This window comes from Rhodopirellula sp. P2 (assembly GCF_028768465.1).
Lineage (GTDB): Bacteria > Planctomycetota > Planctomycetia > Pirellulales > Pirellulaceae > Rhodopirellula.
Genome location: NZ_CP118225.1, coordinates 2,054,768 through 2,081,089, shown reverse-complemented (window position 1 = coordinate 2,081,089; position 26,322 = coordinate 2,054,768). Strand labels below are relative to the sequence as shown.

Sequence of the window (26,322 nt, the reverse complement as noted above, 5' to 3'; positions counted from 1 at the left end):
CATGCTCGCCCCGTTTTTCCTGGCCGGTGCACTGGCCGTCGCCGCACCGATTTTGTTCCACCTGATTCGGCAGCATCCCAAGGGTGCGATGCCATTCAGCTCGGTGATGTTCCTGCGCGAGGTCCCGCCACGGCTGACCCGCCGCAGCCGATTGGATCAGTGGCCGCTGTTGCTCCTTCGAGCCTTGGCATTGCTGTTGCTCGCCGCTGCTTTCGCCCGACCGTTCCTTCGCGGCGCCGCGGACCAATTCAACGACACCCCCGTCCGGCGAATCGCGGTGCTGATCGACCGCAGCGCCAGCATGCAACGAGAGGACCTTTGGGATCAGGCCGTCAAGAAAGCCGAAGCGGTTCTAACCGACCTTTCTGCCCAAGATCAATTCGCGGTGTTTGTGTTCGACACCGAAACCGATCGAATCTGGGAAACATCACTCGCCGCAACATCCGATGAACGCCAGAGCGCACTCGCTTTGCAGGCACTGACGGAAATCCAACCGACTTGGCGAGCCACGGACCTCGGATCCGCTCTTCGCGAAGCCGCGGATTGGGCTCAGTGGCCGACCGAGTCACGGACTCCTGCCGAAGACAACTCCAGTGAAGCTGAACCGGCAACTCGCAATCAGCCTCCGGGCCCAGCCAGCATCGTGTTGATTTCGGATCTGCAAGACGGGTCCAAGATCGATGCATTGCAGCAAAACACTTGGCCGGAAGAAGTCACGCTGGACATCCGCCGAGTGGTCCCCACCGAACAAGGCAATGCCACCGCAATCGTGATGAACGACCAAACGCGGGAGAACTTGCAAGAATCAACCGGCAACGAATCCAATCGCCAGCTTCCCATCCGAGTCGTCAATTCCAAGCTCGCCTCGCGGTTTGATCTGACGCTGCAATGGGATGACGCGAGCGACAAGCAAACGATCCAGGTTGAGGCCGACGCGACGCAGATTGTTCGCATGGACCAACCCGCGGATTCCGCCACCGCGATTGTTTTGTCCGGTGACGACTCACCGTTTGACAACACGATTCACTGGGTTGCTCCGGAAAAGCGTTCGTATCGGCTGCTGTATGTCGGAGCGTCTGAAGACGATCCTCGCGAAAGTTTGTTTTATTACCTCGAACGTGTTCCGCTCGACAACGCAACGCGAACGGTCTCGATGGAAACCGTTGCCGTCCCGCAGCTGCCTTCCGACCTTGACCCTCGCGAGTGCCCATTGGTGGTGGTCGGCGATGTCGCCACCAACGACTCGTTCTCTCAAACCCTTCGAACCTACGCCGAAGCCGGCGGCCGCGTGCTGTTCGTGATGGATGAATCGGACAGTGCATCGGATGTTCTGAACTGCCTTGCAGCGATCACCGACGACGATTCGCTTTCCACCCAGGAAGCCAAAATTGATGACTACGCCATGTGGTCGCGAGTGGATTTCTCATCCCCCGTGTTCGCTTCGATGGCGGACCCGCAGTTCAACGATTTCAGCAAGATTCAATTTTGGAATCACCGTGACGTTTCCGGACTGGAAGAGGCCGACTGGAACATTTTGGCGACCTTCGATTCCGGGGCACCGGCACTGGCTCAGTCTGGCAACATCTGGTTGCTAACAACGGGCTGGCAACCATCATCGAGCCAATTGGCTTTGTCGACCAAGTTCATCCCCTTGATCGCGCAGATGTTCTCTGGCAACGAGCGAGTGGCTACTTCGGTGGCTGGCCACGTGGTCGGCACGCCGCTTCCCTGGCCGCCAACCGAAGGCGCGGAACTGGTTCGCTCGGACGGTGAGTCTTCGCCTTACGAGCAAGCCTCGGACGCCGACTTTGTTGATCGCCCAGGCGTGTACCAACTGAAATTGCCCGACGAAGAACCCATCACCTTCGCCAGCAACCTATCAGAATCCGAGAGTCAAACGGATGCGATGGACGAAGACACGCTCGAACGTTTGGGCATCGGCTTGGGCGAAGCAGCCACGGCTGAAAAACTGACTCAAGCGACGCTGCAACTGCGAGATCGCGAATTGGAAAGCAACCAACGTTTGTGGCAATGGTTGTTGCTCGCCGCGATCGGACTGTTGGTGATCGAAACCCTTTGGGGAGGACGCTATGCGAAACGAATTGCTTGATTGTATCGATCCCGTGATTCGTCGGATGCGACGACTGCGTTTCTGGCAATCGCTGGGCTGGCTGGCTTGGTCGATCGCCTTGATCGCCCTGGTGTGGCTGGTGTCGAGCCAACGCCCGCTCTCATTGCTGTCATCGATGACCATTTCAACGTCGTCGCTCTCCACCTCCGTTGCGATCGTTTCAACCCTGGTGATCGCTGCGCTCGCTTGTTTGATCGCCGCCCGTTTGCGAATTCGAAACGTGCAGTCCGTGGCGAGAGAAATCGAACATCGTTACCCCGACCTCGACCAGCGTCTGATCACCGCGGTTGATGACTCCGTTGCCCAACACCCCGACAGCTACCTGAATCAACGGGTGATGCGTGAGGCTCGCGAGCACGCACGTCGAAACGACTGGCCCGATGTCGTGTCCTCGCGATGGCTATGGGTCAACCGATTGTTCGGCTTGTCGGGAACACTCGCGACACTTGCCCTGGCCGCCTTCTTTCTACTGGCCAAACCGGACACTTCCGCCACGGCCTCTTCGGTTGTGTTGCCCAAACCGGATGTGGTGATTCAGCCTGGCAGCACCGAAATCGAACGTGGCACCAACCTGCTGGTCACAGCGGAATTCCAAGCCGCTTGGATTGGTCGCCAATCCGCTGTGGAACCGGAACTCGTCCTCACGGCCATCGACAATCAACCGACCGAACAACTTGCCGACGCAGACCCAACTCTCTCCCAAGCCCTGCTCGAACCTCGTGTCGCCCGTCTGCCCATGCGACGGAGCATGGCCGATCCCATCTGGGGCGGTCTGGTTCCCGAGGTCAACGAATCCTTCACTTACCGAGTCGCACTGCCTCACTGGTCAAGCGAAGAGTACCGCGTCGAAGTGTTCGAATACCCGGCCGTCACCCGAAGCGACGCCGAGATCGATTATCCCGAGTTCACCGGGCTTCCGAACCGACGCATTGAAGACACGGTGCGAGTCTCGGTGGCCAAAGGCAGCGAAGTCACTTGGTGGGTTCGAATCAACAAACCGGTCACGTCGGCTCGACTCTTCCCCAAGCCATACAAGAAAAACGAAGCCAACTACGAAGACTCGTCTCCCTTGGAGATGACCCAAGACCCCGAGCGTCCGCTGTGGTGGTCCGTTGCGATCAAAGTGGAAGAGAGCCAACGATACGACGTGGAGCTGAAAGACGAGCAAGATCGCACGAACCAGCTCTCGACTCAGTTCATCGTTCGAATGCTGCCCAACCAGTCGGCCAAGATTCGTCCCACGATCGGTGGCGACGTTTCGGTCTCAGCTTTGGAAGAGTTCCTGATCGGGGCGGAAGTTCGAGACGATCACGGGCTCGCTCGCGCGGGTGTCTCGCTGACCTTCGCCGGCAAACCGCCGCAGGACATTGTGTTGGCCGAGAACATCGCTGCCAATCAAAAGCAAACGATCCAGCACATGATCGACATGGAATCGCTCGAGGCCAAACCCGACGATTTGCTGTCCTATTCGTTCTGGGCGGAAGACAAGATCGCCAATGAATCCTCGAAAACCGAAGTCCGTCGCACGCAGAGCGATTTGTACTTCGCCGAGGTCCGGCGGTTCGAAGATATTTTTCGCGAAGGCGACCCTTCATCCAGCCAACCCTCGGAACCATCGGAACCGAGCGAGCAAGAACAACAGGCCGAAGAGCTGATTGAAACGCAAAAACAAATCATCCAGGCCACTTGGAAGCTACTGCAATCCACCGTCCGCTGGAACGAGCAAACCGCGGCCGACGTGCTCGTGATCGCAGACTCGCAACAAGACCTGATCGCTCAACTGGACGAACTGGCACAGGAGCTCACCGAAGCCGAATCCAAGCAGCACGCCGCCAACGTCCGACAATCCATGCAGACAGCGGTTGCCGAACTGAAGCGAGCCATTGAGACCAGTGATCGCGAACCGCTGTCGGCGGCTGTGGTGGCGGAACAATCTGCCTACGCGGGTCTGCTGCGGATGCGAGCCAGCGAATTCGAAGTCTCGCGTTCGCAACAGCAACAACCCAGCCAAGGATCCGCGGGTCAACAACGCAAGCAACAACAACTCGACGAGTTGGAACTCGACCAAGAACAGGACCGCTACGAAACGCAACAACAAGCTCAAATGACACCGGAGCAGCAAGCTCAACGCGAAACCCGTCAGGTGCTCAGTCGCCTGGGTGAACTGGCGCGTCGCCAACAAGACCTCAACGAGGAACTCGCGCAGCTTCAGTCCGCGTTGCAATTGGCCGACGAAGAAGAAGAAAAGGAGGAACTGCGCCGCCAACTGGAACGACTCCGTGAACAGCAGCAAGACATGCTTCGTCAAACCGACGAACTGATGGAACGCATGAACTCGCCCGAAAACGCATCCAACATGCAAGAGGCCAGCGAACAACTCGAACAGACGCGTGAAAACATTCGCGAGGCGGGGGAAGCGATGGAACAACAGGACGCAGCGACGGCATTGTCCAGCGGCAAACGCGCCGAGCGTGAACTGGAATCGGTTCGAGAAGAAATTCGCGAACAAGCCGCCGGTCAGTTCAACGAAGCGATGCAGTCAATGCGTGACCGGGCTCGCGACCTGAACACAGGACAACAGGAACTCGAAGAACAACTCTCAGAGCTGGATGCTCCCAGCGATTCGCCGGGGCTGCGTTCCAGTGGCAGTCGCGAAGAACTGAAAGAAGCTCTCACGGGGCAACGTGAAGCACTGACGGAACTGATGGAGGACATCGAAGAAGTCGTTCAGGAGGCAGAGGAGTCCGAGCCGTTGCTGGCTCAAAACCTGTACGACGCTTTTCGCGAAACGCAACAACGTCGGGCGGAAGAACGACTCGATGCCGCCAGCCAACTTCTCCAGCGTGGCTTTGACCCGCAGTCCCAGCAGATGGCAGGGCAGGCTGGGGACGCGATCGAAGAGCTGAGCGAGCAAATCGAAGCCGCCGCTGAAAGCGTGCTGGGCAACGAAGCGGAAGGATTGCAGCGTGCCGCGAATCTGGCCGAGCAATTGGAATCCGCCGTCGAAGACGAAGTCCAACAAGCACGCTCGGACGATCCCAGTGGGGCAGGGCAGGGCGAACCTTCGGAGCCAACGGAACGTCAGCCTGGAGAAGACGAACCCCAACAAGGACAGCCAGGTGAGAACCAGCCCGGCCAAGGGCAAGAACAAGGGGAAGGACAACCTGGCCAACAACAACCCGGCGAGGAAAGCCAACCTGGCCAAGGTGGCCCCAGTCAATCGCGAGATAAACAAGAACCGGGAGAACAATCACCCGGCGAATCGGAAACGGGTCAACCATCCAATTCGCCTTCGCAGTCAACCTCGCCGGGGCAGGGTGGGGCAGGGCAGGGCGGACAAGCACAAGGTGAACCCTCTGAAAGCACCGAACCGCAAGCATCCACCGAGCGTCCGCAAGGGCCTCCTGGTCTTCGCCCCGGCTCACAACCGCAACAGGGCCAACCACCGCAGCAGGGCCAACCGCAGCAGGGTCAGGCACAAGCAGGGCAACCAGGCGGTGCCACTCCGTCTGCGGCCCAAGCACCGTCTTCACCCAGCAACTTCACCTCACCTCTGACCGGAGAAGGTTTCCGCGAATGGTCCGATGGCTTGCGTGACATCGAGGAGATGGTTTCCGATCCCGAACTGCGTTCCCGTGCCACCCGAATCCGAGAACGAGCTCGTGACATGCGAGAGGAGATTCGCCGCGAATCCAAACCACCTCAATGGGATTTGGTGGAGGAAATGATTGTCGAACCCATGCGAGAACTCAAACGTGATCTCGCCGAGGAATCCATGCGGCGCAGTGCCAAGAAGCAATCGCTGGTTCCAATCGATCGTGATCCGGTTCCGGACCAGTACTCCGAAGCGGTGCGTCGTTACTACGAACGAATTGGGAGCGGGCTTTGAACGACGCTCTCAACTCCTCTGACAACTGGACCCAGCACTTGATCTGGGGTGCCCCGGAGTGGATTCTTCCAGCAGGAATTCTGGCGGTCGTGCTGGCGGCAGCCATCGGTTGGTCCTACACGCGTTCTCGCGCCAGCACCCCCATTCGCGTGCTCGCAGCGACCCTGAAACTGATTGCCGTCGCGTTGATGCTGATGTGTTTGCTTCAGCCGATGTGGCGGGGCGAACGACCGCGTCCGCAAGCCAACTTGTTTCCGATCCTGGTCGACACCAGCCAGAGCATGCAGCTCCAAGACGACGAGGAAGCGTTTTCGCGGGGGCAGAAGTTTGCCAACGAATTGGCAGCGGATTCCCCGTGGCGAGTTCGCCTGGAGCAAACCTTCGATGTCCGTTTGTTCGGCGCCGATGCACGCCTGAGTCGTCTGGCCGACATCGAAACGCTTGACTTCAACGGCACGCAGTCGTCGCTGCAAACGTCGCTGGAGGCCTTGTCTCAGCGACTGGAGGGGCGTCCCGTGGCTGGTGCGTTGCTGTTCAGCGATGGCAACCTCACCGACTCCGCCGCCGCCAAGATGGCACGCACTGATTTCCCGTTTCCAATCTTCCCAGTGCTACCAGACAGCCCGACCACACCGATGGATCTGCGACTGGAACGAGTCAGTGTGACTCAAAGTGATTTTGAGACCTCGCCGATGACCGTTCGCGCCGACGTGATGGCGACGGGGCTCCAGAACCAGGAAGTCGTTGTTCAATTGCTGAACGCGTCCGGAACGTCCGTCGAAGAGAAGACGGTCACCATCGAAAAGGAAGGCGAACTGCAATCCGTCACATTTCGCTTTCGCCCCGAACAGGCAGGAACTCAGTTCTATCGGGTGCTGGCGTTTGCGCCGTCGCAACGCCAATCGATTCGATCGCAAATCGACGAAGGCAACGCGTGGCTGGAAGGATCCTCTGGCGATGAAGCCACCCTGCGAAACAATCAGCGGTGGATCGACGTTCAACCTCGCCGGGGTCCATTTCGAATTTTGTACCTGGCCGGACGTCCGAACTGGGAATTCAAGTTCCTTCGCCGCGCGTTGCAAAGCGACGCGGAAACCCAGCTTGTGGGACTGCTTCGAATCGCTGACAAGGAACCCAAGTTCAGCTTCCGCGACAAAGGCGTCAACAGCAGCAACCCGCTGTTCGCCGGCCTGGGAGAAGACGAAGAAGAAACTCGCGAACAGTACGACGAAGCCGTCATGATCCGATTGGGCGTGAAGGAATCAGAAGAACTCAGCAAAGGGTTTCCCGAAACGCCCGAAGAACTGTTTGGCTACCACGGGATCATTCTGGACGACATCGAGCCGGAGTTTTTCACACAGGACCAAATGCTTCTGCTGCGGCAATTCGTGAGCCTGCGAGGTGGCGGCTTGCTGATGCTGGGCGGCCAAGAATCGTTCGACGATGATTCCTTTGGCAAGACTCCGCTGGGCGAACTTTCCCCCGTTTATGCTCCGCGAAATCGATCTGATCAACCGGCTCCCAGCGGCAAGTGGTCGATCACACGAGAAGGCATGCTGCAGCCTTGGCAACGACTCCGCGAAACCGAAGCCGCTGAAAAACTACGACTGTCGAAGATGCCACCGTTTCGAGTCACGCATGAAGTCGGCGACATCAAACCTGGAGCCATCGAACTGGCTCAGCTGGAATCAGAATCCGGCCAGCCCGCCCCCGCTTTCGTCACCCAGCGGTTTGGAAAAGGGCGAACGGCCGCAATGCCGATCGGCGATTTCTGGCGTTGGTCGATGCGAAACAACCAGAACGACAGTTCCACCGAAGCCAACGACGATCCCGCTCAGGCGTGGCGTCAGATGGCACGCTGGTTGGTCGGCGAAGTGCCGCGTCGGGTGGAACTGACAATCCAACCGGATGGCTCAACCGGGTCGACCCACCTGCGAGTCTTGGTGCGAGACGAATCGTATCTGCCCATGGAAAATGCGACCGTCACACTGAACGTGACCGGCGAAGATGGCGTCGCGATCCCGCTCACCGCGCGGCCGGATGCAAATGAGCTTGGAACCTACACGGCAACGTTTGTCTCACGTGATTCCGGTCGATTCACCGTGTCGGCCGATGCGAAAGCGGCCGATCAAAGCTACATCGGAAACGATGAAGGCGGCTGGGTCAGCGACCCTGGCATGGAAGAAACTCAGCGACTGTCATGGAACGAAACTTGGCTCAGCAACCTGGCCGAAACCACGGGCGGTGAAGTCCTGCGAGTTTCTGACCTCGATGGCTTCGTCAGCGACCTTCCCAATCGAGAAATACCAGTGACCGAAACTTGGGTCTATCCACTTTGGCACCAAACATGGGTGATGCTACTCGCGATGGCGTGTCTGTGCGGCGAATGGGGACTTCGACGATGGAAGGGACTCGCATGAACAACCGACTGAAAATGCTTCCCCAAAAAAAATGGCCCAAGCTGTGCCTCACGACGGCGTTGTGCCTGCCCGCATCGACCTTGGCATGGGGGCAAGACACATCCACTGACGAACCGGCCGCGAAACTCGAGGTGGGCGACGAAGCGAACACCACCGCTCCGGAACCAGCCGAAATCATTCGTGGCGACCTGATGGTCGTGGTGGGCGCCGCCGGCGAGGAAACCTACGAGCCCGTTTTTCGCGAGTGGTCCGGCACCTGGATGCAACTCGCGAAAGCAGCAAAGTTGAACGCGGTTCGAATTGGGGACGCATCTTCGAAAAGCGAACTGAATGATCTGCAGTTGCTTGAGAAAGCCTTGGAGGGTTTCGAAACCGATTCGCCGCGACCGCTGTGGATTTCGTTGATCGGGCACGGCACCTTTGCCCGCAACGTCGCCAAGTTCAATTTGCGAGGGCCGGACGTTTCCGCAGATCAAATGAATGACTGGTTGGCGGGTTTCAAGCGTCCCGTCGTGATCGTCAACAACGCCTCGTCGAGCGGCCCGTTCATCAACGCTTTGTCGGGTCCCAACCGAATCATCGTGACGGCCACCAAGAGCGGCAACGAACAGAATTTCGCGAGGTTCGGGCAGTACTTCGCAGAAGCCTTGGCGTCGATGGATTCCGATCTCGATCACGACGATGCCGTCTCGATTCGCGAAGCGTTTGTGAGAGCGAGCAAAGACGTCGAACTGTTCTACGAAGCAGAGGATCGCATCGCGACGGAACATGCCTTGATCGATGACAACGGCGATGGGCTTGGGTCGCAAGCGAACGATCTTCGCAACCAGGTGCTCACTCCAGAACAACTGGCAAAGCTGGACGGAAAACAGGCGGCGCGAATGACGATCGCCCCGGTTGCCAACTCACTGAATTGGACCGACGATCAACTCCAACGTCGGGACGAATTTGAAAACCAACTGGATGCACTTCGCATGCAGCGACTGTCCGATCCCGCCGCCTTTCCAGACAATCAATGGGCGGACCACCTCGAAAAAATCCTGGTCCCGCTCGCCGAACTCTACCACGAAGTTGAAAGCAACTCGCCTCCATGAACTCCCCCGCTCGATTGAAAGCTTCTGTCTGCGTGGACGCTGTCCTCGAAAACCTGTCCACTGTGGAGGCGATGAAATTGGTCGCTGAGTGTGGCTACCCCGCCTTCGAATTCTGGAAGTGGTGGGACAAGGACCTGGACGCGATCAATCAAGCTCGCGAAGAATGGCAACTGCAGCTTGCAGCGATTTGCACCAAGTTCGTGAGCCTCGTCGATCCTTCCACGCGAGCCGAATACCTGGCCGGCGTGAAGGAATCCATTGCCGCGGCCAAGCACCTGAATTGCCCCGTGCTGATCTCACAAGTTGGTGACGCACGCCCGGGTGTCGACCGAGCGGAGCAACGGGACTGCCTGATCGCGGGCTTGAAAGCAGCCGCCTCGATGCTGGAAGATTCGGGTGTGGTTCTGGCGATTGAACCACTCAACGAACTGATCGATCACGCGGGGTACTACTTGGTCCGCAGTGACGAAGCGTTCTCGATCATCGAAGAAGTTGGCAGCCCGAACGTGAAGGTGACATTCGACATCTATCACCAGCAGATCAGTGAAGGCCACGTGATCGCGAACTTAACGCAGAACATCCATGCGATCGCTCACTTTCATGCCGCCGGCAATCCCGGTCGACATGAACTCGACCGGGGCGAATTGCATTACCCGTCCATCTTCGCGGCGATCGCGGACACCGGCTACTCCGGCCACGTTGGGCTGGAGTACTGGCCGGTGAACGATGCCGCCGCGGGACTTCGCAACGCGGCGTCCTGGATCAAGAAGGTTTGAATTTCTTCTTGCCGCGTTTCGCACTCGGAGCGGTGCTTCCGTTGTTGCGGGACTTGTTGGCGAACGAACGCTTTCCTCCGCTGAAACTTTTGCCACGCGAATCTCCGCCGCCGGAGAACTTGCTTTTGCGGAAGTTACTGCGAGCACCGTCGCCTTCGTTGTCATCCACCACATCGCCGGCTTCTTCGAGGTTCAACCGTTTTCCGGCGACCCACGTTTTACGAAGCGTTTGGTAGATGTCCGATGGCATGCCTTCGGGCAGATCGATCAGCGTGTGCGAATCACGAATGTTGATTGGCCCGATGAACTCGCCATCGATGCCAGCTTCGTTGGCGACCGCACCGACGATGTTGCCAGGTTTGACTCCGTCTTGCCAACCCACATCGAGACGATAGCGGGTCATGCCTTCTTTGACGGGCGTCAGTGGACGACCTTTGGGACGACGAGATCGATCGTCGCCGAAGGATCCACGGTTGCCAGATCGGTCATTCGAATCGAATGAGTCCCGCCCGCGAGAATTGTCTCGCTCGGGACGTTCACGTTGTTTCTTTGGGCGTTCCTTCAACAAGAACGGACGTCCGTCTTGGCTCATTCCGGCCAACGCGGCGGCGATCATGTCCATCGGTTTGCCCGTTTCCTCGGCGTACTGAGCGATCATGTCTTTGAAGACAGTCAGATCTTGGTCGGCAGAGACATCGGTGATGCGTTGCTTGAATCGACGCACGCGAGCGTTGTTGATGTCGGCCACCGTCGGAAGATCAACGACTTCAATGGGCTGCTTGGTCGTGTTCTCGATGAAGCGAAGCTGACGACGCTGAGCGTTGGTCAGGAAGATGATCGCTTCTCCACTGCGTCCGGCACGTCCTGTTCGCCCGATGCGGTGCACATACGATTCGCTGTCATGCGGCAAATCATAGTTGAACACGTGACTGATTCGCGGAACGTCCAAACCTCGAGCGGCCACATCGGTGGCAACCAACACGTCGAGTTGTCCCCGTTTGAGCTGATCAATGGTCCGTTCACGAACTTTTTGCGGCATGTCGCCGTTGAGCGCAACGGCGGAGAAACCTTGCTGGCTCAATTTCTCAGCAACACTGAGGGTGGAATCCTTCGTCTTGGTGAAGACGATGACGCCGTCGGTGTCTTCCACTTCCAAGAGGCGAGCCAGGGCGTCGGTCTTGTCGCGTGGTGAGACAAACAGTGCCCGCTGGCGAACCGATGCTGCCGTGATGGTCTTGGATTTGATCGTGATCCGAGCGGGATCGTTCAAGTACTCATCCGCGATCTTGCGAATGGGCTTGGGCAACGTCGCTGAGAACAAAGCAACTTGGCGTCCGTCGGGAGTTTTCTCAAGGACGAATTGCACGTCCTCCAAGAATCCCATGTTGAGCATCTCGTCGGCTTCGTCGAGCACGAGGCAATCGAGCGAACCAAGGTCCAGTGTGCCACGCTTGACGTGATCGATCACTCGACCGGGTGTCCCAACCACCACTTGGACACCACGCCGGAGTTGACGCAACTGGGGTTCGTAATCTTGACCACCGTAGATGGCTGCGACTTGGAAACCGTCCAGATCGGCACCGTACTTGGTGAACGACCGAGCGACTTGAATCGCCAATTCTCGCGTGGGTGCCAACACGAGCACCTGCGGACGACGATTGCGAACGTCCACTCGCGACAAGATCGGCAGTGCGAAGGCGGCTGTCTTGCCGGTACCAGTTTGCGACTGAGCCAAAACGTCGCGACCATCCAGCATGTACGGAATGATCTCAGCTTGGATTGGCGTGGGTTTGTCGTACCCAGAAGCCGCCACTGCCTTTTGCACTTCTTTGCGCAATTTCAGGTCGCTGAACAAGGGCTCGGTGGGTTCGTTTGACTGCGGAGACACTTCCGCCTTCGCACTTTCACTGGCCGGAGCGGACGGGTTCGTTTCTTCTCGAACAGACGCGACTGGCTGAGCGACTGGCTCAACGGGTTTGACGTCCAATTCTGGCTTGGGAACAGCCACTGCTTCGGCGACAGGTGCTGCCTCGACGACAGGTGCTGGCTGTGCAACAGGTTTGGGTTCTGCCACGGGCACTTGCGAAACGACCGCTTCTGGTTGAACGATCGCTTCTGGCGATGCAGCTGGCTGTTGCTCTTCCACGATTTCTTGCTGAGCAACAGGTTCTTGCTGAGCGACAGGCTCTTGCTGAGCGACAGGTTCTTGCTGAACAACAGGTTCCGACTGAGCAACAGGTTCCGACTGAACGATCGGCTCGGGCTGTGCGACGGCCTCAGGCTGTGCAACAGGCTCAGGCTGTGCAACAGGCTCAGGCTGTGCAACAGGCTCGAGTGGCTGTTGCGAAACCACTGGCTCGGATTGGACCACGGGTTGTGGCTCGGGTTGCGATTCAGCCACCACTTCGGGCTCCGAGACAACCGGCTGCTCTTGCAGAGCGGGTGGATCCTGAATCGGTTGTTCCAGTTCAGCGACTTCCGCTTGAACGGGCTCGACAGACAATTCAGGTTGGACCTCCACGGGTGCATCCGAAGTTTCTTCGGTGCAATCGGCTTGGTAGTACAACAGTGATTCGTCGACGGTTGGCGAAGCAACTTCGCTCGGATCGATCACAGCGTTGGCATACTGGGTGGCCCACTGGGCTGAAAGATCGACCACAGTCTCCGTGGTCGACATCTCAAACGTGTCCAGAGTTTGTTCTTGCGAGTTCAACTCGGACGTGGGATCGACCAACGTTTCCTTGGAAGCGGGATGATCAGACATCAAAAATCTCGTGCGGTAAAAAGGTAGCCGCACCCAGCTTGCTGTTTCGCAGGCGGTCAAGGTCGCGGCAGAATTGGTAAGGATGGAATGCCAAACCAGAAGACTCGTTCAGAGCCTTGAACCTGGTTGCTCGTCGGTTCGATCAGTCATCCCGACTTTCGAACCCTTGCATTCCGACACAACCGCGACGCCGCTTCTCATTCACTAGAAAGAATCCGTCTCAAGCGATCAATCAAGACGCTCGACGGATTGGATCGCCTCTCGGGTCGTTGCCGAGAGGATCACACTGAAGACCTGTCGCAGAAAAGCCGATTTGCGACGTCACTTTGCACGCCGCCGACTTCTGTGGCCCAGAAGAGTAATTGAATCACCAATTTTGCAATAGGAGAAAAACGAGAATCTGATCGGGATTCCGCGAACCCAAGCCGTCCCGCCAGGGGTCCCTCAAGGACCACTGGAAGTACGAGAGAGAGGGATTCAAGCGGGAAGGACAATCATTTCGAAAAAAACCCCGGGTAGCAAAAGATTCATCAACACCCTCACAATGAGCGTGTGTTAGATAATATCCCGTTGCCTCTTTTGGATTCGCATTTTCGCCTTCCCTTGGAGAGCAGCGGATCAACACGCAATCGGCCAGGAAGGTGGCTCCAAGCCCCACCGAAACGATCAACCTTTGCCCCCTCCAAATTCAGGTCTGAATTTTCAGAGCCAGGGCGATCCCATCCTTTTTTTGTTCCATTGAGGTTTTGATGAACACACGTATTTCCCGCCCCCGCGGTTTCACTCTGGTGGAATTGCTCGTGGTGATCGCAATCATTGGCGTGCTGGTTGGCTTGTTACTGCCAGCCGTCCAGGCCGCTCGCGAAGCAGCCCGACGGATGAGTTGCAGCAACAATTTCAAGCAAATCGGCTTGGCTGTTCACAACTACCATTCGGCATTCAACAACCTTCCTGTGCAAGGCTCAGGAACGTACGCCGTTGGTGGACGTGACCCTTGGGACAGCGGCCCAGGCGGAGACATCTCTTCCAACTACCGCCTGTCTTACTTGGTTGGCTTGCTTCCCTTCGTCGAGCAACAGGGTTTGTGGGAACAGATCTCCAATCCGCTGAGCGTCAACTCCGATGGTTCGACCCGGAGTCCTGCATGGCAATCGATGGGGCCGTTCACCGACCGCGTCCAATACCCACCGTGGGCAACCGAGCTTCCTGGCCTGCGTTGCCCCAGCGATCCGGGCACTGGCTTGCCATCGCTTGGACGCACCAACTACGCCGCCTGCCATGGTGACTCCGCCGTTTACTCCCGTGACTCTTACTTGGATGTGGACGAAGTCGCCTCTGGAGGCAAACTGCCTTACATCTCGGACACCTCCCACGCCAACGCCTCGAATGCAGCGCACCGGGGCATGTTTGTCACCGGGCGTCACATGAAATTCCGCGACACGCTGGACGGTTTGTCCAACACGATCATGTGCGGAGAAATCGCCACCGACTTGGGTGACAACGACAAACGCACCACCGTGGCCACCAACACCGGCGCGCACGCTGCCCCCAGCGAAAAAAATGAATGCCGTTTGAACCCCTCGTACGCCGAACCTTACATTGATCCCGAACGCCCCTTGTTCTGGTCGAACACTGTTTCCAAGCAATCGGTATGGGGACGTGGATTCCGTTGGCACGACTACATGCCTCCGTACTCCCAGATGACAACGGTCTTGGCGCCCAACGCGCAGCTTTGCTCGGAAGGCACCGACCACCGCGACGTGGTTTCACCTCCATCGAGCCGTCACCAAGGTGGCGTTCACGTCCTGATGGGCGACGGGGCGGTCAAGTTCATCACCGAATCGATCGAAGCCGGCAACAAGAACGCACCTCAGGTTTCTGATCGCGCGGGCTCGCCAACAGCAGGCAGCGCAAGCCCATACGGACTTTGGGGTGCTCTTGGATCGCGTTCCGCGAAAGAAGTGATCGACGGCGAATTCTGATTTCGCTTCTTCCACAACAACTCGTTCCGCAACTGCATTCCCCTCGCTCACAGACGGGAGTGCAGTTGCTCATTTCGACTGCTCATTTCCCCTCACTTTTGGATTGATTGATGAAAAATTGGATGCTGACCCTTGGACTGTTTGGCTTGTTCCTGGCTCCTCTCGGATGCGATTCCGGCAACAGCAACATTGTTGACAATTCCGACGCTGAAAAGATTGCCGAATACGAAGCCGCCCTGGCAGAGGCCGACGCAGTCAGCGAAGGCTACGAAGGCACGAAGTAACACGGGGCTCAAACGAGCACTGGCCAGAGCATGAAAGCTCTCGCAGTCACTCATCTCGATGATTGACCGTGAGAATCTGAATGCACGGTTCGCAAATTGAAAGAAGCGGTCAGCCATTGCTGGCCGCTTTTCTTTTGGCCTGACTCAAACACTCGGTCTCGCAGCCTTGACCTCGCTCTCTCGATTCCCCAGTCGCCCACAAATGCCCGATCGATCACAAAAACGGCTCGATTTATTACGCAACTGAGCCCCCTAAGGCTCACTTAACACCTTAGAATGATTTCTTTGCAGCGCATCCAGCCATTAACGACCGGTCATGGATCGCTGATTTGAGTTTGTTCACCCGAAATCAGTCGAGGTACAGATGAGCACGATTCGAGCCCGCAGCCGCGGTTTCACGTTGGTGGAACTGTTGGTTGTCATTGCAATCATTGGAGTCCTGGTGGGGCTCTTGTTGCCCGCCGTTCAGGCGGCCCGCGAAGCAGCCCGCCGCATGAGTTGCAGCAACAACTTCAAGCAAATTGGCCTGGCAGTCCACAACTACCATTCGGCCTTCAGCAACCTTCCGGTTCATGCCTCCGGGACGTATGCGGTGGGAGGACGCGACCCTTGGGACAGCAATCCTGGCCGCGAGATTTCATCCAACAAACGCCTCTCCTTCCTGGTGGGCGCTCTGCCATTCTTGGAACAACAGGGGCTGTGGGAGCAAATCTCCAATCCGCTGAACGTCAACTCCGACGGCTCAACGAAGAGCCCGCCCTGGCAAGCCATGGGCCCCCATCCCGATCGCGTTCAATACCCACCATGGGCGACCGAAATCGCAACCTTCCGTTGCCCGAGCGACCCCGGCACTGGCTTGCCTTCCCTCGGGCGAACGAACTACGCGGCCTGCATGGGAGACTCCGCTGTTTACTCCCGAGACTCCTACTTGGATGTCGACGAGGTCGCGTCGGGCGCGACCCTGCCTTACTCGAGTGACACCTCCCATGCGAATGCCTCCAATTCGGCTCAGCGGGGAATGTTTGTCAACGGTCGAGAGGTTCAATTCCGCGACACCTTGGACGGCCTCTCCAACACGATCATGTGCGGCGAGATCGCATCTGATCTGGGCGACAATGACAAACGCACCACCGTCCCAACCAACATCGGTGCGCACGCCGCTCCTTCTGAAAAGAATGAGTGCCGATTGGATCCGTCGTACGCAGAGCCGTACATCGATCCTGCTCGCCCTCAATTTTGGTTGCCCGCCGGACTGACCAAGCAAGCGGTCTGGGGACGCGGCTTTCGCTGGCACGACTACATGCCACCGTACTCCCAAATGACCACCGTGCTTTCGCCCAATCGCGAACTGTGCTCGGACGGACGAGACCATCGTGACGTGGTTTCTCCCCCCTCCAGTCGCCACCAAGGTGGTGTCCACGTCTTGATGGGCGACGGTGCCGTCAAGTTCATCACCGATTCGATTGAAGCGGGCAACAAGAATGCCGCGCAAGTTTCCAATCGCAGTGGTTCGCCGCCACCTGGCAGCCCGAGCCCATACGGGTTGTGGGGGGCACTGGGTTCGCGTGCCGCGAAGGAAGTGATCGACGGAGAGTTCTAAGCCTCACGTCCAAATCCGTTGTTCACCTCGCAAACTGCCGTCATGAGCCATTCATGACGGCAGTTTTTTGACATGGGGCCATTCCGACTAGACCGACGCGGGGAACAGTGCGTCGAGTGTGAGTTGACTCCAGGTTTCCAAGTGCTCGCGTTCTTGGCGAAGTTCGTTCACGGAAACGAATTGGCCTTCAGCAAGTTCAGGTTCGTTGCTGGTGACGAGCGGTTGTTCCAGGATGAATCGGTGGACAACACCTAAGTGCACGCGTCCGACTTCGTTGCTGGGATCGTAAAGCAACCCTTCGCGTTGATCGACATAGGAAGCACCGATCGTGACTTCCTCTTCCAGTTCACGACGCATGCCGATCGTATAGGGATCTTCGTCGCCCCCCGCATCTTCCTGGCTGATATGCCCCCCCACGCCAATGCTGCGTTTGGCGTGCAAGCGTTTTTCGCCGGAACCACCACCGCGAGTGTACTGGAACCAGTTGACGTCACCGCTGGCGGGATCCGTCCACTGCATCACAACGTAAGGAATCAACTGCTTGAAACTGGGATCAAGCTCCATCGCGCTGCGAGGGCGGTAGGACAACTCATCGCTGGCCAAGATGGGCTGCAAGAATCGATCCACGTCGCGATCGAATCCCTCCAGTTGCCCGATCGATTCGATCAAGGCCGCGGGGATCACAAGGACGTGTTCTTCAGTGGTGGCGTTGGAAGACATGCTGCTATGGAGGTCATGGATAAACTGACGGTTCAGACACCCGGGGCCGTTGAACCGGCCACCGATGGGTCGGTCGCAGTGTAGCGAATTCTCACTGGAGCGAATCCCGACGGGGACGGCGATGCTGGCGGGCCAAGCCACTCACGCATCGATTCCCATCCACAAAGAACCGCAGCGGCAACTCAACGGACTGCGAAATCCCAATCCGCGGCGTGGTCGTGATGCCATTGCGTGGAACACTGGGGCCCGAGAACACACGCCAGCTTTGATCGGCAACCGAATCCACTCCGTCGCATCGACGATCGATCGCCAGGGACTGACACAATCGCCCGGGACCGGTTGTCAGCGACCTGCCATCAGGAGCCCCTTCCACCATCAAACCACGGTGATTCACCATGCGGTCGATTCCCCAAACGGGCTCCAGAGCCCGGATCAAAACCGCCGATCCGCGACCCACTGACTCCGTGACCAAATTCACACAATGCTTGGCGTGAATGGGATAGACATACAATGTGCCCGGCCGCCCAAACATGGACGCGTTTCCCGGTTTTACGCCGCGTGCACTGTGACTCGCAGCATCGCGTCGAGACAGGTAGGCTTCCGTTTCCACGATCCATCCGCCGATCCAGGTGCCCGCGATCTGCCGAGCGAACCCGCATCCCAGCAACTGGCGTGCAACGACCTCGGGACGACGATCAAAGAACCTGGGCGGCAACGACTCGGTCGACTCCCAGTCGAGTTGCCGACCTCCTTTGTCATCCGCATGGACCTGATTCTGCCTTGCACCATTCATCGAAACAAACCTATCGCGCACGCTGGCTGCTGCCCATCGATGGCGATCCAATTCCCAATGGGATGATCGTGGTTGACTCGGGAATCATGACCTTGATCCGCCCGTTTCAAGATTCCCAAGTCGAAGGCGACCTGGTCGACCTGGGCGACGTTGGGATATTACCAGGGCTGGTCAACGCGCACACGCATCTCGAATTCAGTGACCTTGCTCAACCAATCGGACAGGCCGGCATGGAACTGGCCGATTGGATTCGCGAAGTGATCGCAACCCGCGGGATGGTGGACACCGACACACGACAAAAACATGTCTTGAAAGGGCACGCGGAAGCAACCGGATCAGGCACACAATTGATCGCCGACATCGTGACCACGCCACTGGAAACGATCCCCCGCAACACGATCGCGTTCGCCGAAGTGCTCGGGCTGAGCCAAGCACGGGGCGACGAGCGGATGGCCCAGGCAGAACAACACCTGGAAAAGAACGCCTCGCCAGACTTGCAACGCCGCCCTGCCGCGATCAGCCCGCACGCTCCTTACTCGACGCCGCTGCCGTTGCTCAACCGCTGCATCGAAACCGCCAAGCGACTCCAGGTTCTGCTCGCGATGCACGTCGCGGAATCGCCCGCTGAACGAGAATTGCTGAACCATGGGACCGGACCATTCGCCGAATCATTGCACGCGTTAGGACTGCCCGTCGACCAGTTCTTTCCATGGGCAGCACCTTCGCCACTGGTGCATCTGATCGACTTGCTCGGCGAAGCACCTCGCACGTTGATCGTTCATGGAAACGACCTGAACGAAAGCGAAATCCAACGCATCGCATCGCATCCGAATTGCAGCGTGGTGTATTGCCCGCGAACACATCATTTCTTTGGGCACTCCCAACACCCCGTCGCGGAACTGCAAGCCGCTGGGATCAACGTGGCGCTCGGAACGGATTCCCGAGCTAGCAACCCGGATCTGAATCTTTGGAGTGAGGCCCAGCACTTGCTCCGCCATCGCCAGGACCTGAGCCCAACGCAGGTTCTCCGCATGGCGACTGCCAACGGTGCCGAGGCACTGGGTCGATCGACAACCCACGGAAGGTTGGCGGTTGGCATGCCAGCCAACTTCATCACCGTCGCCACACAAGCCGATCGAGTCGATCAGCTTTGGTCGGATTTTTCATCCAACTCTTCTTCTTCCGCTCGCCCGGCACCCCATAACTGAACGGCATCGTAGAGGGCGTGAGCGGTGATCGGAATCAACAGGTTTCCACTGACGATCAACAACGCTCCAAAGTACAACCCCATCAGGGCAGTGATCGCGATGTAGAGCTTGGTGATCGGATGAAACATCCCGAAGGCAAACGAAGAAACCAACCAAGCCGCGGTCAGTTCCCAGCCGCCCACACGAGACCACCAGGCCATCAGGCTTTCGTCTGGCCATGCAAATTCGGTGACAGAATTGGGCACACTTCCCAACCATCCGCCATAGGCCCACCAGCGTGCTGGGGCTTCGAGATCAGGTGCCAGGGACGCCGCATCTCCGGCCAACCAAGGCAACAACCAACCGCGAAACAACAATTCTTCGCCGACGCCCGCACAAAGGCTGATCGCAAACAGCTCCCAGCCATTGAGCCGCAACATCAGACCGATCATCGGGTGATCGCCGAGTTTGTCGAGCTCTTCGATGGCGGGGTGTTTGATCCGCCGCAACACCGCGACAAACAACAGCAACGGGATGGTTGCGAGGATCCCCAGCCCGATGCCACCGACAACCGCAGACACAGCGGCTTCGTTCAGCGGCGGAACCAAATCCCGCGCGCTCGGCCCAAGCAGGTATCCAAGAATCAACGCCAGGGCACCCAACCCGGCTTCGACCGCGACGGCAGTTCGAAAAACGTCGTCGGGGGTTTGTTCGTCGTCCGCGTTGGTTTGCGTCACACGCCTCTCTCAGGATGGGCTTCGGTGTCGGTAGGGATTGAACAACAAGTAGTTCAAATGGCGATACAGATCACTGGAATTCAGCAACTCGGTGTGTCGCCCTTCGCCCACCAAGTTGGGGCCATTGAGCAACATCACCCGATCACAAGAACGTAACGTCTTCAAGCGGTGAGGCAACACGACCACCAACGAGCCAGCATCCGCCAATTCACGCAGTGCAATCAAGCAGGGATCTTCATTGACATGTTCAGTCGGGGCAGGGGGCTCTTTGGCAAGAACAATCGGCGGCCGGTGCAACATTGCACGGGCGATCCCAACTGCGTAACGAACATCGGTTCCCAACGAATCCGAATCATCGCCGGATCCCAAATTGGAACCTGGTTCGATGATCGTCTCCAAGCCCTCGGGCAGTCGAGTGATCCGCTCGTAGATCCCAAGTCGCTCGAGCGTTTCGACCATGTCCCGGTTGTCGACACTGCGGTCGACTCCGGCCATCAAGTTCTCTCGCAACGATCCTTCCCAAAGCGGCCCATCGGGCCCAATCCACATCACGTTTTTCGCGAGGGCCTGGGGGTGAACGTCCAACAATGAAATGCCATCAATTTGAACTTTGCCTCGATGCGGGCGACCAAACCCCATCAGCAATTCCAGCAATGCACGCGTCGAAACATCTTCGGTCCCGAGGAAAGCCACCAGCGACTTCGGCTGCAACGACAAACTCAAGTCACGCAAGATTGCCCTGCCGGCGGAATCTTGCAGCGAAACGTCTTCCATCGTCACGCAATCGCGAAGCCCGCCCAATCCAACACGTTGTTCGCTTGGGGAAACCTCGCTGTTGGGTTGCAGGTACAAGTAGACCGATTCGCAAGCTTTGCTGCTGCGGCGAAGTTGCCGCTTGAGCTCGCTCAACCGCGCTGCAGCCAACGCCGCACCGGTCAACGACAACCCCAGCACCAATGCGGAAGGCAGGCTCAAGCCTTGCTCGCCTTGCAGTGTGTTCAGCCCCAAACCCAGCAACATGACTGCGATCGCGACACCACCGGCCATCATCATCACCGGCCACAATCGTCCTCGTCGCGCGTCATCGCCAGCAATCCGCCGATCCAGTGCATCCAATTCCGCTTCGTAAGCTTGATCAGCCAAACCACCGGCTTGCAACCTCGCCATCATGGGCGCGTCGCCGATCAAATTGATCAACCGCTCGCGGATCTGAGGAATTTCAAAACGGGACAGCTCCAACCAGTCGGGATTGCGGAGCTTCGCGTAGAAACGCCACAGCGCCACACCACTGATCACCGCCAAAATCGCCAACCAAACGTTGACCAACAACGCCAGCGTCACGCAACCGATCAACATCAGCACACTGCGTGGGATCGAGCGGTACCACAGCGAGAGACCTCGACCGACCTCGGGCAGATGCCGGCCGATGATCAAACGAGCGCGTTCACGTTGGGCAGCGGCGCCTTCCACTTCCGCCCGCCGCAAGCTTTGCTTGAGCGTTCGAGAGTGCAGCATTTTGATCACACGCCGGGACCGCGCGTCGGCCGAGCGTCGGTGCAACCAAACGGCGAGGCAAAACACGACCGCGATTGCCAACGACAATCCCACCAAGCTGAACAGCTGAACGACCTTGTTCTGCGCCAAAAAGAAATCTGGCAGCGGAATCGAAAGGTGGGTCCCCAATTGAATCGGCGAACGGGACAGCCCACCGCCTTCATCCACCAGCACAGCAATGATGCCGAAGACCACCACCAACACCGGAATGATCAAACCGGCGATGGCAGCGCAAACCAAATGCAAGGGTGCGCCCGCCGCCTCCGGTTCGCGGCGTGGTTGTTTCAGACTGGAAAAGCGATTCACCGTTGCGAGCCTCGTTGAAAATCTAGCCACCGTTCGTTTGTCATCCCGACCGCAATCGTTGCGATCGACGATCCGTCACGACCGGTCACCGTTTCTTTCAAACCAGCTTCCAATGCAACAGACGCGGCAATCAAGCCAAATCGCGATCTTCAAACAACAACATCGCCACCATCCAAATGGCAACGACAAACACCACAAGATAGTTGAAAGCGGCAGCCAAGTAGATCAGAGGGATCGCATTTCCTGCGTCCACCGCCGCCTGAACGTTGAATGAGTTCAGATTGGGAACCACCACCGCTATCAATTTACCAACAAATCCAACCAATTCGGTGTTCTCTCTCGCCGACGCAACCAACGGACTGAGCAGGTTGCCGACAACGTAGATCGCGAAACATGTGATGAAGTTCGCCAGCAGCGGCAAACGGGTCGCCAACGCGACCGCGATTCCACCAATCGCCATCGTTTCCATGAAATACAGGCCCAAGATCGGCAACGTCGTGATGATCTCTTCATGGCCGACTTGCCACGGCGGTTGCTGTTGACTGGTTTCTCGAGCGTCATAAATCGGCTTGTAAGACATCACCACCAACAGGACCGCCGCCAAAATCACAAACAGCACCAACACGGCCAACATGATTCCGGTGTACTTGCCCAAGATGAACGAACGTCGACTCACCGGTTTACTGAGCACGGTCAATGCGGTTCGGCCGTCAATTTCGTCGCTGACGGATGTTCCGGCACTCCACACGGCGAGCAACATGCCCAACACCATGATCATGGTCACACCGCTGTCTTTGAGCAGGCGAATGTCGTCGCCCAGCGTGTTGAATGGGAAGATCCCAAACAGCAACACCGCGAAAATCCCGATCGCCAGCAGCAACAGGTACAACGGCTGAGCCATCTCGTTTTTGGCGGTCGACAGAGCCAACGCCCAAACCCGAGGAGCCGCTTGCCGCAGCGCCATGAATCCGGTCAGCGTCAAGAAGAACGCAATCGCAGAGAACACGATCGACGATGCTTGCGGAATCTGCGGCAAGTTTTTGAACGTGAAGACCACACGAGCCGGGTCGATTTCTTGATTGTAGATGTGCAGCTTGGACGGGTCCCCAGGAATCGGTGGCTGCTCACGGTCTTCGTATTTGTAGGTCACCGCTTCGGTGCTGCCCGGGTTCAACTCGATGGGAGCACGGCTGAAGGCTTCGGCTTTGTCTGAATCGGCCAGGAAAACTCGCTTGTCACTCTCGATTCGCAGTTCCGCAACGTTGCGGAAGTTGTAAGTGATCTCCGCTGGCAGGAACTCAGGGATGTCCGGGTCAGCTGAGGGAGCGATCGTCGCGACTTCGACCACGGTGCCGTCACCGACCAAGTTCACCGCAGGAACGCTCTCGAGAATCGCCATCGGGTTTTCGACAAACGGCGTCGATCCCAAACCGATCACGGCGAACAAGCCCAACGTGCTCAAGATGTACGGGATGACACCTTCGCCCAGAATCGACATCCACTCGGATCGAGTTCGATGCCACATTCCGTAAATCAAGCCAAACCCCAGGATCATGCCCAAAGTCACCAGGGGCAGATACAAAAGCTGGCCATTCTCACCACCTTGGGGCACGTAGAAGTAACACAACACGGCCGAGAAAATCGCACCGGCGACCAGCGACAGCGTGACGCCACGCTTGGGGTCGTCCGCCAAATTCCCCAACCCAGGCACAAAGGACAGCGCACTCAAAACGCCGTGGACCACCGCGGTCACCAACGCCCCGAGCAGCAACCCAATCGACAGAACCCAAAGGGGGGTGACGAACACGGGCAGCCACTTGCCGACCTGGGCAACTGGAAACAAACCCGATTCAACGCCAGCAAAATCGGAGAACAGTGAAATAGCGGACCCAGCAATCATGCTTGGCGACTCGTGTCGAGAAAAGGACGGAATGAACCTTCGGTCAGGCTGCTACGCGAGACCAACCCGTTTGGTTTACCACCAGAACACGGAATCGGCCGATTTGTTTGCCTGTGCGATCGCTTCGATCCCACCGGTCGACGAAACGAGCCTCAGGAGCCAGCCCCTGACTTCGCACCGGGGGTTTTCTTGACCCCAACACGAAAACCGCCGGTCGCCTTCAAATGCTGACGCAATCGCCCTCGGCAGGCCGCCGCGAATTGGGCCACGGTTTCAATGCGGTAATCCGGGTAGCTCCATCGGTGATGAACCCAACGGCCACCAACATAGTTCAAGGTGACCTCGGCAAAGATCCCGTCTCGCAGATAAATCCGGTGATCGCGATCCTTGATCGTCGCCAACACCAATTTGGCCTGACTGACGTACCCGGGATCCAAATTCAACGGCCGAGGCTCGGGATGCCGGTTCAGCGAAGCGTACTCGGCCTCCCAATCGTTGGTGATGTTTTTCCAGTCCGCCAATCCAGCCGGATCGGCGAATTCGGCGATTCCGATCAATTCCTTGGTCAAACCATCGCCCATTTCAGGCTTGTAAAACCCTCCCGCTTCGAAAGAACTGGGAGTGCCTTGCTCACCGAGTTCGCCCCAGCGCTCGGCCAATCGCTGCTTCGCCCACTGACGAGCCTCCTCGTGTCGCGAAATCACGGCGCAAAAACGGACCACCGGCTCGATCAATCGAATTTCGCTCATTCCGTTTTCATCATCCTTCGCAGCACGATTTTTCTTTTTGGCTTCGCCAACCGCCCCCCGACGGAACATTTGAAATCTCGGGCGGGCCATCCCAAATCTTGGGCAGGGCAGGGCGGCGGTGTCAATCGACGGAGCCTGAGACCCAAACACGGACTACCGAAACCCGATGTGAATGATATCCTGATCCGCGAAACGAGCGTGCTTTGCTTGAGTAGCGAAACTCGTCAAGAGTTTCGACTTCCTTGACGAAGTCCCGAAAGTCTCGACGACTTCCGCTACGGTGCCCCAACCCTCATTCATCGACAACGAGTCAACATGCATCCTTGGATCGCGGATCGAACGGCCTCCTTTGATAGCAGCGGAATTCGAAAAGTCTTCGATCTGGCTGCGAAACTGAAAGACCCGATCAACTTGTCGATCGGGCAACCGGACTTCGACGTCCCCGAAGAAATCCAAGACGCCACCATCGATGCGATTCGCTCGGGCAAAAATGCCTACTCGCCAACCCAGGGCATCGCCCCGCTGCGCGAAAAGCTGTTGGCAGAGGTCAACGCCAAGTATCCCGGCCAAAACCGCGACGTGTTCATCAGCAGCGGCACATCGGGCGGGTTGGTGTTGTCGATGCTGTCGATGATCAACCCCGGCGACGAGGTCATCTTCCTGGACCCGTATTTCGTGATGTACCCGGCGCTTGTCAGCCTGTGCGGCGGAATCCCTGTCACAGTCGATTCCTACCCGGACTTCCGCTTGGATCCGGCCAAGATCGAAGCCGCAATCACGCCCAAAACCAAGATGATCCTGGTCAACAGCCCCGCCAACCCGACCGGGGTGACCGCGTCGGAGCAAGACCTGCGGGACGTCGGCGAATTGGCAGCCAAGCACAACATTGCGTTGCTTTCGGACGAGATTTACAGTCGATTCTTCTACGACGGCGACTTCGCATCCCCCGCCGCGACCAACCCCGACACGATCGTGATCGACGGTTTCAGCAAATCGCACGCGATGACGGGCTGGCGGGTGGGCTACGTCCACGGACCGCCTGAAATCATCGCAACGATGCTCAAGATCCAACAGTATTCGTTTGTCTGCTCGCCGCAGCCTGCCCAGTGGGGAGCCCTGCGAGCGATGGAAATCTCGCTGGACGGCCACATCGACGATTACCGGCGAAAACGCGATTTCATGGTCGAACAACTGGCCCCGCACTTTGAATTGACCACCCCCGGAGGCGCGTTTTACCTGTTCCCGAAAGCCCCAGGCAACGAAGGTGGGACGGCGTTCGTCGAACGCGCCATCGCCGCTGGCTTGCTGATCATTCCTGGCAAGATTTTCAGCCAACACGATTCCCACTTCCGAATCAGCTTCGCGGCCAGCGATGACACGCTGCGTCGAGGCGCGGAAAAGCTGATCAAGCTGGCTGGCGACAATCGCTGAACGAT

17 protein-coding genes are annotated in these 26,322 nt (G+C 57.8%); 10 read left to right on the top strand and 7 right to left on the bottom strand.

Features of this window, described 5'->3' with window-relative positions:
- Position 1 precedes the first annotated feature (1 nt).
- From PSR62_RS07310 to PSR62_RS07290, 5 genes are read left to right on the top strand one after another with little or no spacing between them, the layout of a single operon-like run.
- Positions 2-2,110: a BatA domain-containing protein gene (locus PSR62_RS07310; protein ID WP_274407142.1), complete on the top strand. Its 2,109-nt coding sequence runs from the start codon at positions 2-4 to the stop codon at positions 2,108-2,110.
- Positions 2,091-6,020, top strand: coding sequence for a hypothetical protein (locus tag PSR62_RS07305; protein ID WP_274407141.1), 3,930 nt, complete (start codon positions 2,091-2,093; stop codon positions 6,018-6,020). Before PSR62_RS07310 ends, PSR62_RS07305 begins: the two co-directional genes overlap by 20 nt.
- Positions 6,017-8,440 carry an Ig-like domain-containing protein gene (locus tag PSR62_RS07300; RefSeq protein WP_274407140.1) on the top strand — a complete coding sequence of 808 codons (2,424 nt, stop codon included), beginning with the start codon at positions 6,017-6,019 and terminating at the stop codon, positions 8,438-8,440. The genes PSR62_RS07305 and PSR62_RS07300 overlap by 4 nt, the downstream gene beginning before the upstream one ends.
- On the top strand, positions 8,437-9,534 hold the full coding sequence (locus PSR62_RS07295) for a hypothetical protein (RefSeq protein WP_274407139.1): 1,098 nt from the start codon (positions 8,437-8,439) through the stop codon (positions 9,532-9,534). Before PSR62_RS07300 ends, PSR62_RS07295 begins: the two co-directional genes overlap by 4 nt.
- Positions 9,531-10,310, top strand: coding sequence for a hydroxypyruvate isomerase family protein (locus PSR62_RS07290; RefSeq protein ID WP_274407138.1), 780 nt, complete (start codon positions 9,531-9,533; stop codon positions 10,308-10,310). Before PSR62_RS07295 ends, PSR62_RS07290 begins: the two co-directional genes overlap by 4 nt.
- On the opposite strand, the gene PSR62_RS07285 is transcribed toward PSR62_RS07290, so the two are convergent.
- Positions 10,297-13,074, bottom strand: coding sequence for a DEAD/DEAH box helicase (locus PSR62_RS07285; RefSeq protein WP_274407137.1), 2,778 nt, complete (start codon positions 13,072-13,074; stop codon positions 10,297-10,299). The genes PSR62_RS07290 and PSR62_RS07285 overlap by 14 nt on opposite strands.
- Before the next feature lie 749 nt (positions 13,075-13,823).
- On the opposite strand from PSR62_RS07285, the gene PSR62_RS07280 reads away from it, so the two are divergent.
- From PSR62_RS07280 to PSR62_RS07270, 3 genes are all read left to right on the top strand, one after another.
- The gene (locus tag PSR62_RS07280; RefSeq protein WP_274407136.1) at positions 13,824-15,056 is read left to right on the top strand and encodes a DUF1559 domain-containing protein; all 1,233 of its coding nucleotides are present in this window, start codon (positions 13,824-13,826) and stop codon (positions 15,054-15,056) included.
- Between the two features lie 110 nt (positions 15,057-15,166).
- Positions 15,167-15,340: a hypothetical protein gene (locus PSR62_RS07275; protein WP_274407135.1), complete on the top strand. Its 174-nt coding sequence runs from the start codon at positions 15,167-15,169 to the stop codon at positions 15,338-15,340.
- A 364-nt stretch (positions 15,341-15,704) separates the two neighbouring features.
- Positions 15,705-16,940: a DUF1559 domain-containing protein gene (locus PSR62_RS07270; protein WP_274407134.1), complete on the top strand. Its 1,236-nt coding sequence runs from the start codon at positions 15,705-15,707 to the stop codon at positions 16,938-16,940.
- Positions 16,941-17,027: 87 nt separating this feature from the next.
- Here the strand turns inward: PSR62_RS07270 and PSR62_RS07265 are convergent, their stop codons facing one another.
- Together PSR62_RS07265 and PSR62_RS07260 are read right to left on the bottom strand one after the other, a co-directional pair.
- Positions 17,028-17,660: a phosphoesterase gene (locus PSR62_RS07265; RefSeq protein WP_274407133.1), complete on the bottom strand. Its 633-nt coding sequence runs from the start codon at positions 17,658-17,660 to the stop codon at positions 17,028-17,030.
- 91 nt (positions 17,661-17,751) lie between these two features.
- Complete coding sequence (locus tag PSR62_RS07260) at positions 17,752-18,453, bottom strand: DNA-3-methyladenine glycosylase (RefSeq protein WP_274407132.1); 702 nt, start codon at positions 18,451-18,453, stop codon at positions 17,752-17,754.
- Between PSR62_RS07260 and PSR62_RS07255 the strand changes: the two genes are divergently transcribed.
- Positions 18,441-19,661 carry an amidohydrolase family protein gene (locus tag PSR62_RS07255; protein ID WP_274407131.1) on the top strand — a complete coding sequence of 407 codons (1,221 nt, stop codon included), beginning with the start codon at positions 18,441-18,443 and terminating at the stop codon, positions 19,659-19,661. The two genes, PSR62_RS07260 and PSR62_RS07255, sit on opposite strands and share 13 nt — an antisense overlap.
- Here PSR62_RS07255 and PSR62_RS07250 read toward each other — a convergent pair.
- From PSR62_RS07250 to PSR62_RS07235, 4 genes are all read right to left on the bottom strand, one after another.
- Positions 19,598-20,377 (bottom strand): CPBP family intramembrane glutamic endopeptidase, encoded by a 780-nt coding sequence (locus PSR62_RS07250; RefSeq protein WP_274407130.1) that lies wholly within the window; start codon positions 20,375-20,377, stop codon positions 19,598-19,600. The two genes, PSR62_RS07255 and PSR62_RS07250, sit on opposite strands and share 64 nt — an antisense overlap.
- A 9-nt stretch (positions 20,378-20,386) precedes the next feature.
- A complete protein-coding gene (locus PSR62_RS07245; RefSeq protein WP_274407129.1) occupies positions 20,387-22,237 on the bottom strand; it encodes an ATP-binding cassette domain-containing protein in 1,851 nt (616 codons plus the stop codon).
- A gap of 130 nt (positions 22,238-22,367) precedes the next feature.
- Positions 22,368-24,137: an ABC transporter permease subunit gene (locus PSR62_RS07240; RefSeq protein ID WP_274407128.1), complete on the bottom strand. Its 1,770-nt coding sequence runs from the start codon at positions 24,135-24,137 to the stop codon at positions 22,368-22,370.
- Between the two features lie 152 nt (positions 24,138-24,289).
- A complete protein-coding gene (locus PSR62_RS07235) occupies positions 24,290-24,886 on the bottom strand; it encodes a DUF4416 family protein (RefSeq protein ID WP_274407127.1) in 597 nt (198 codons plus the stop codon).
- A 315-nt stretch (positions 24,887-25,201) separates the two neighbouring features.
- Between PSR62_RS07235 and PSR62_RS07230 the strand changes: the two genes are divergently transcribed.
- Complete coding sequence (locus PSR62_RS07230) at positions 25,202-26,317, top strand: pyridoxal phosphate-dependent aminotransferase (protein WP_274407126.1); 1,116 nt, start codon at positions 25,202-25,204, stop codon at positions 26,315-26,317.
- Positions 26,318-26,322: the final 5 nt, after the last annotated feature.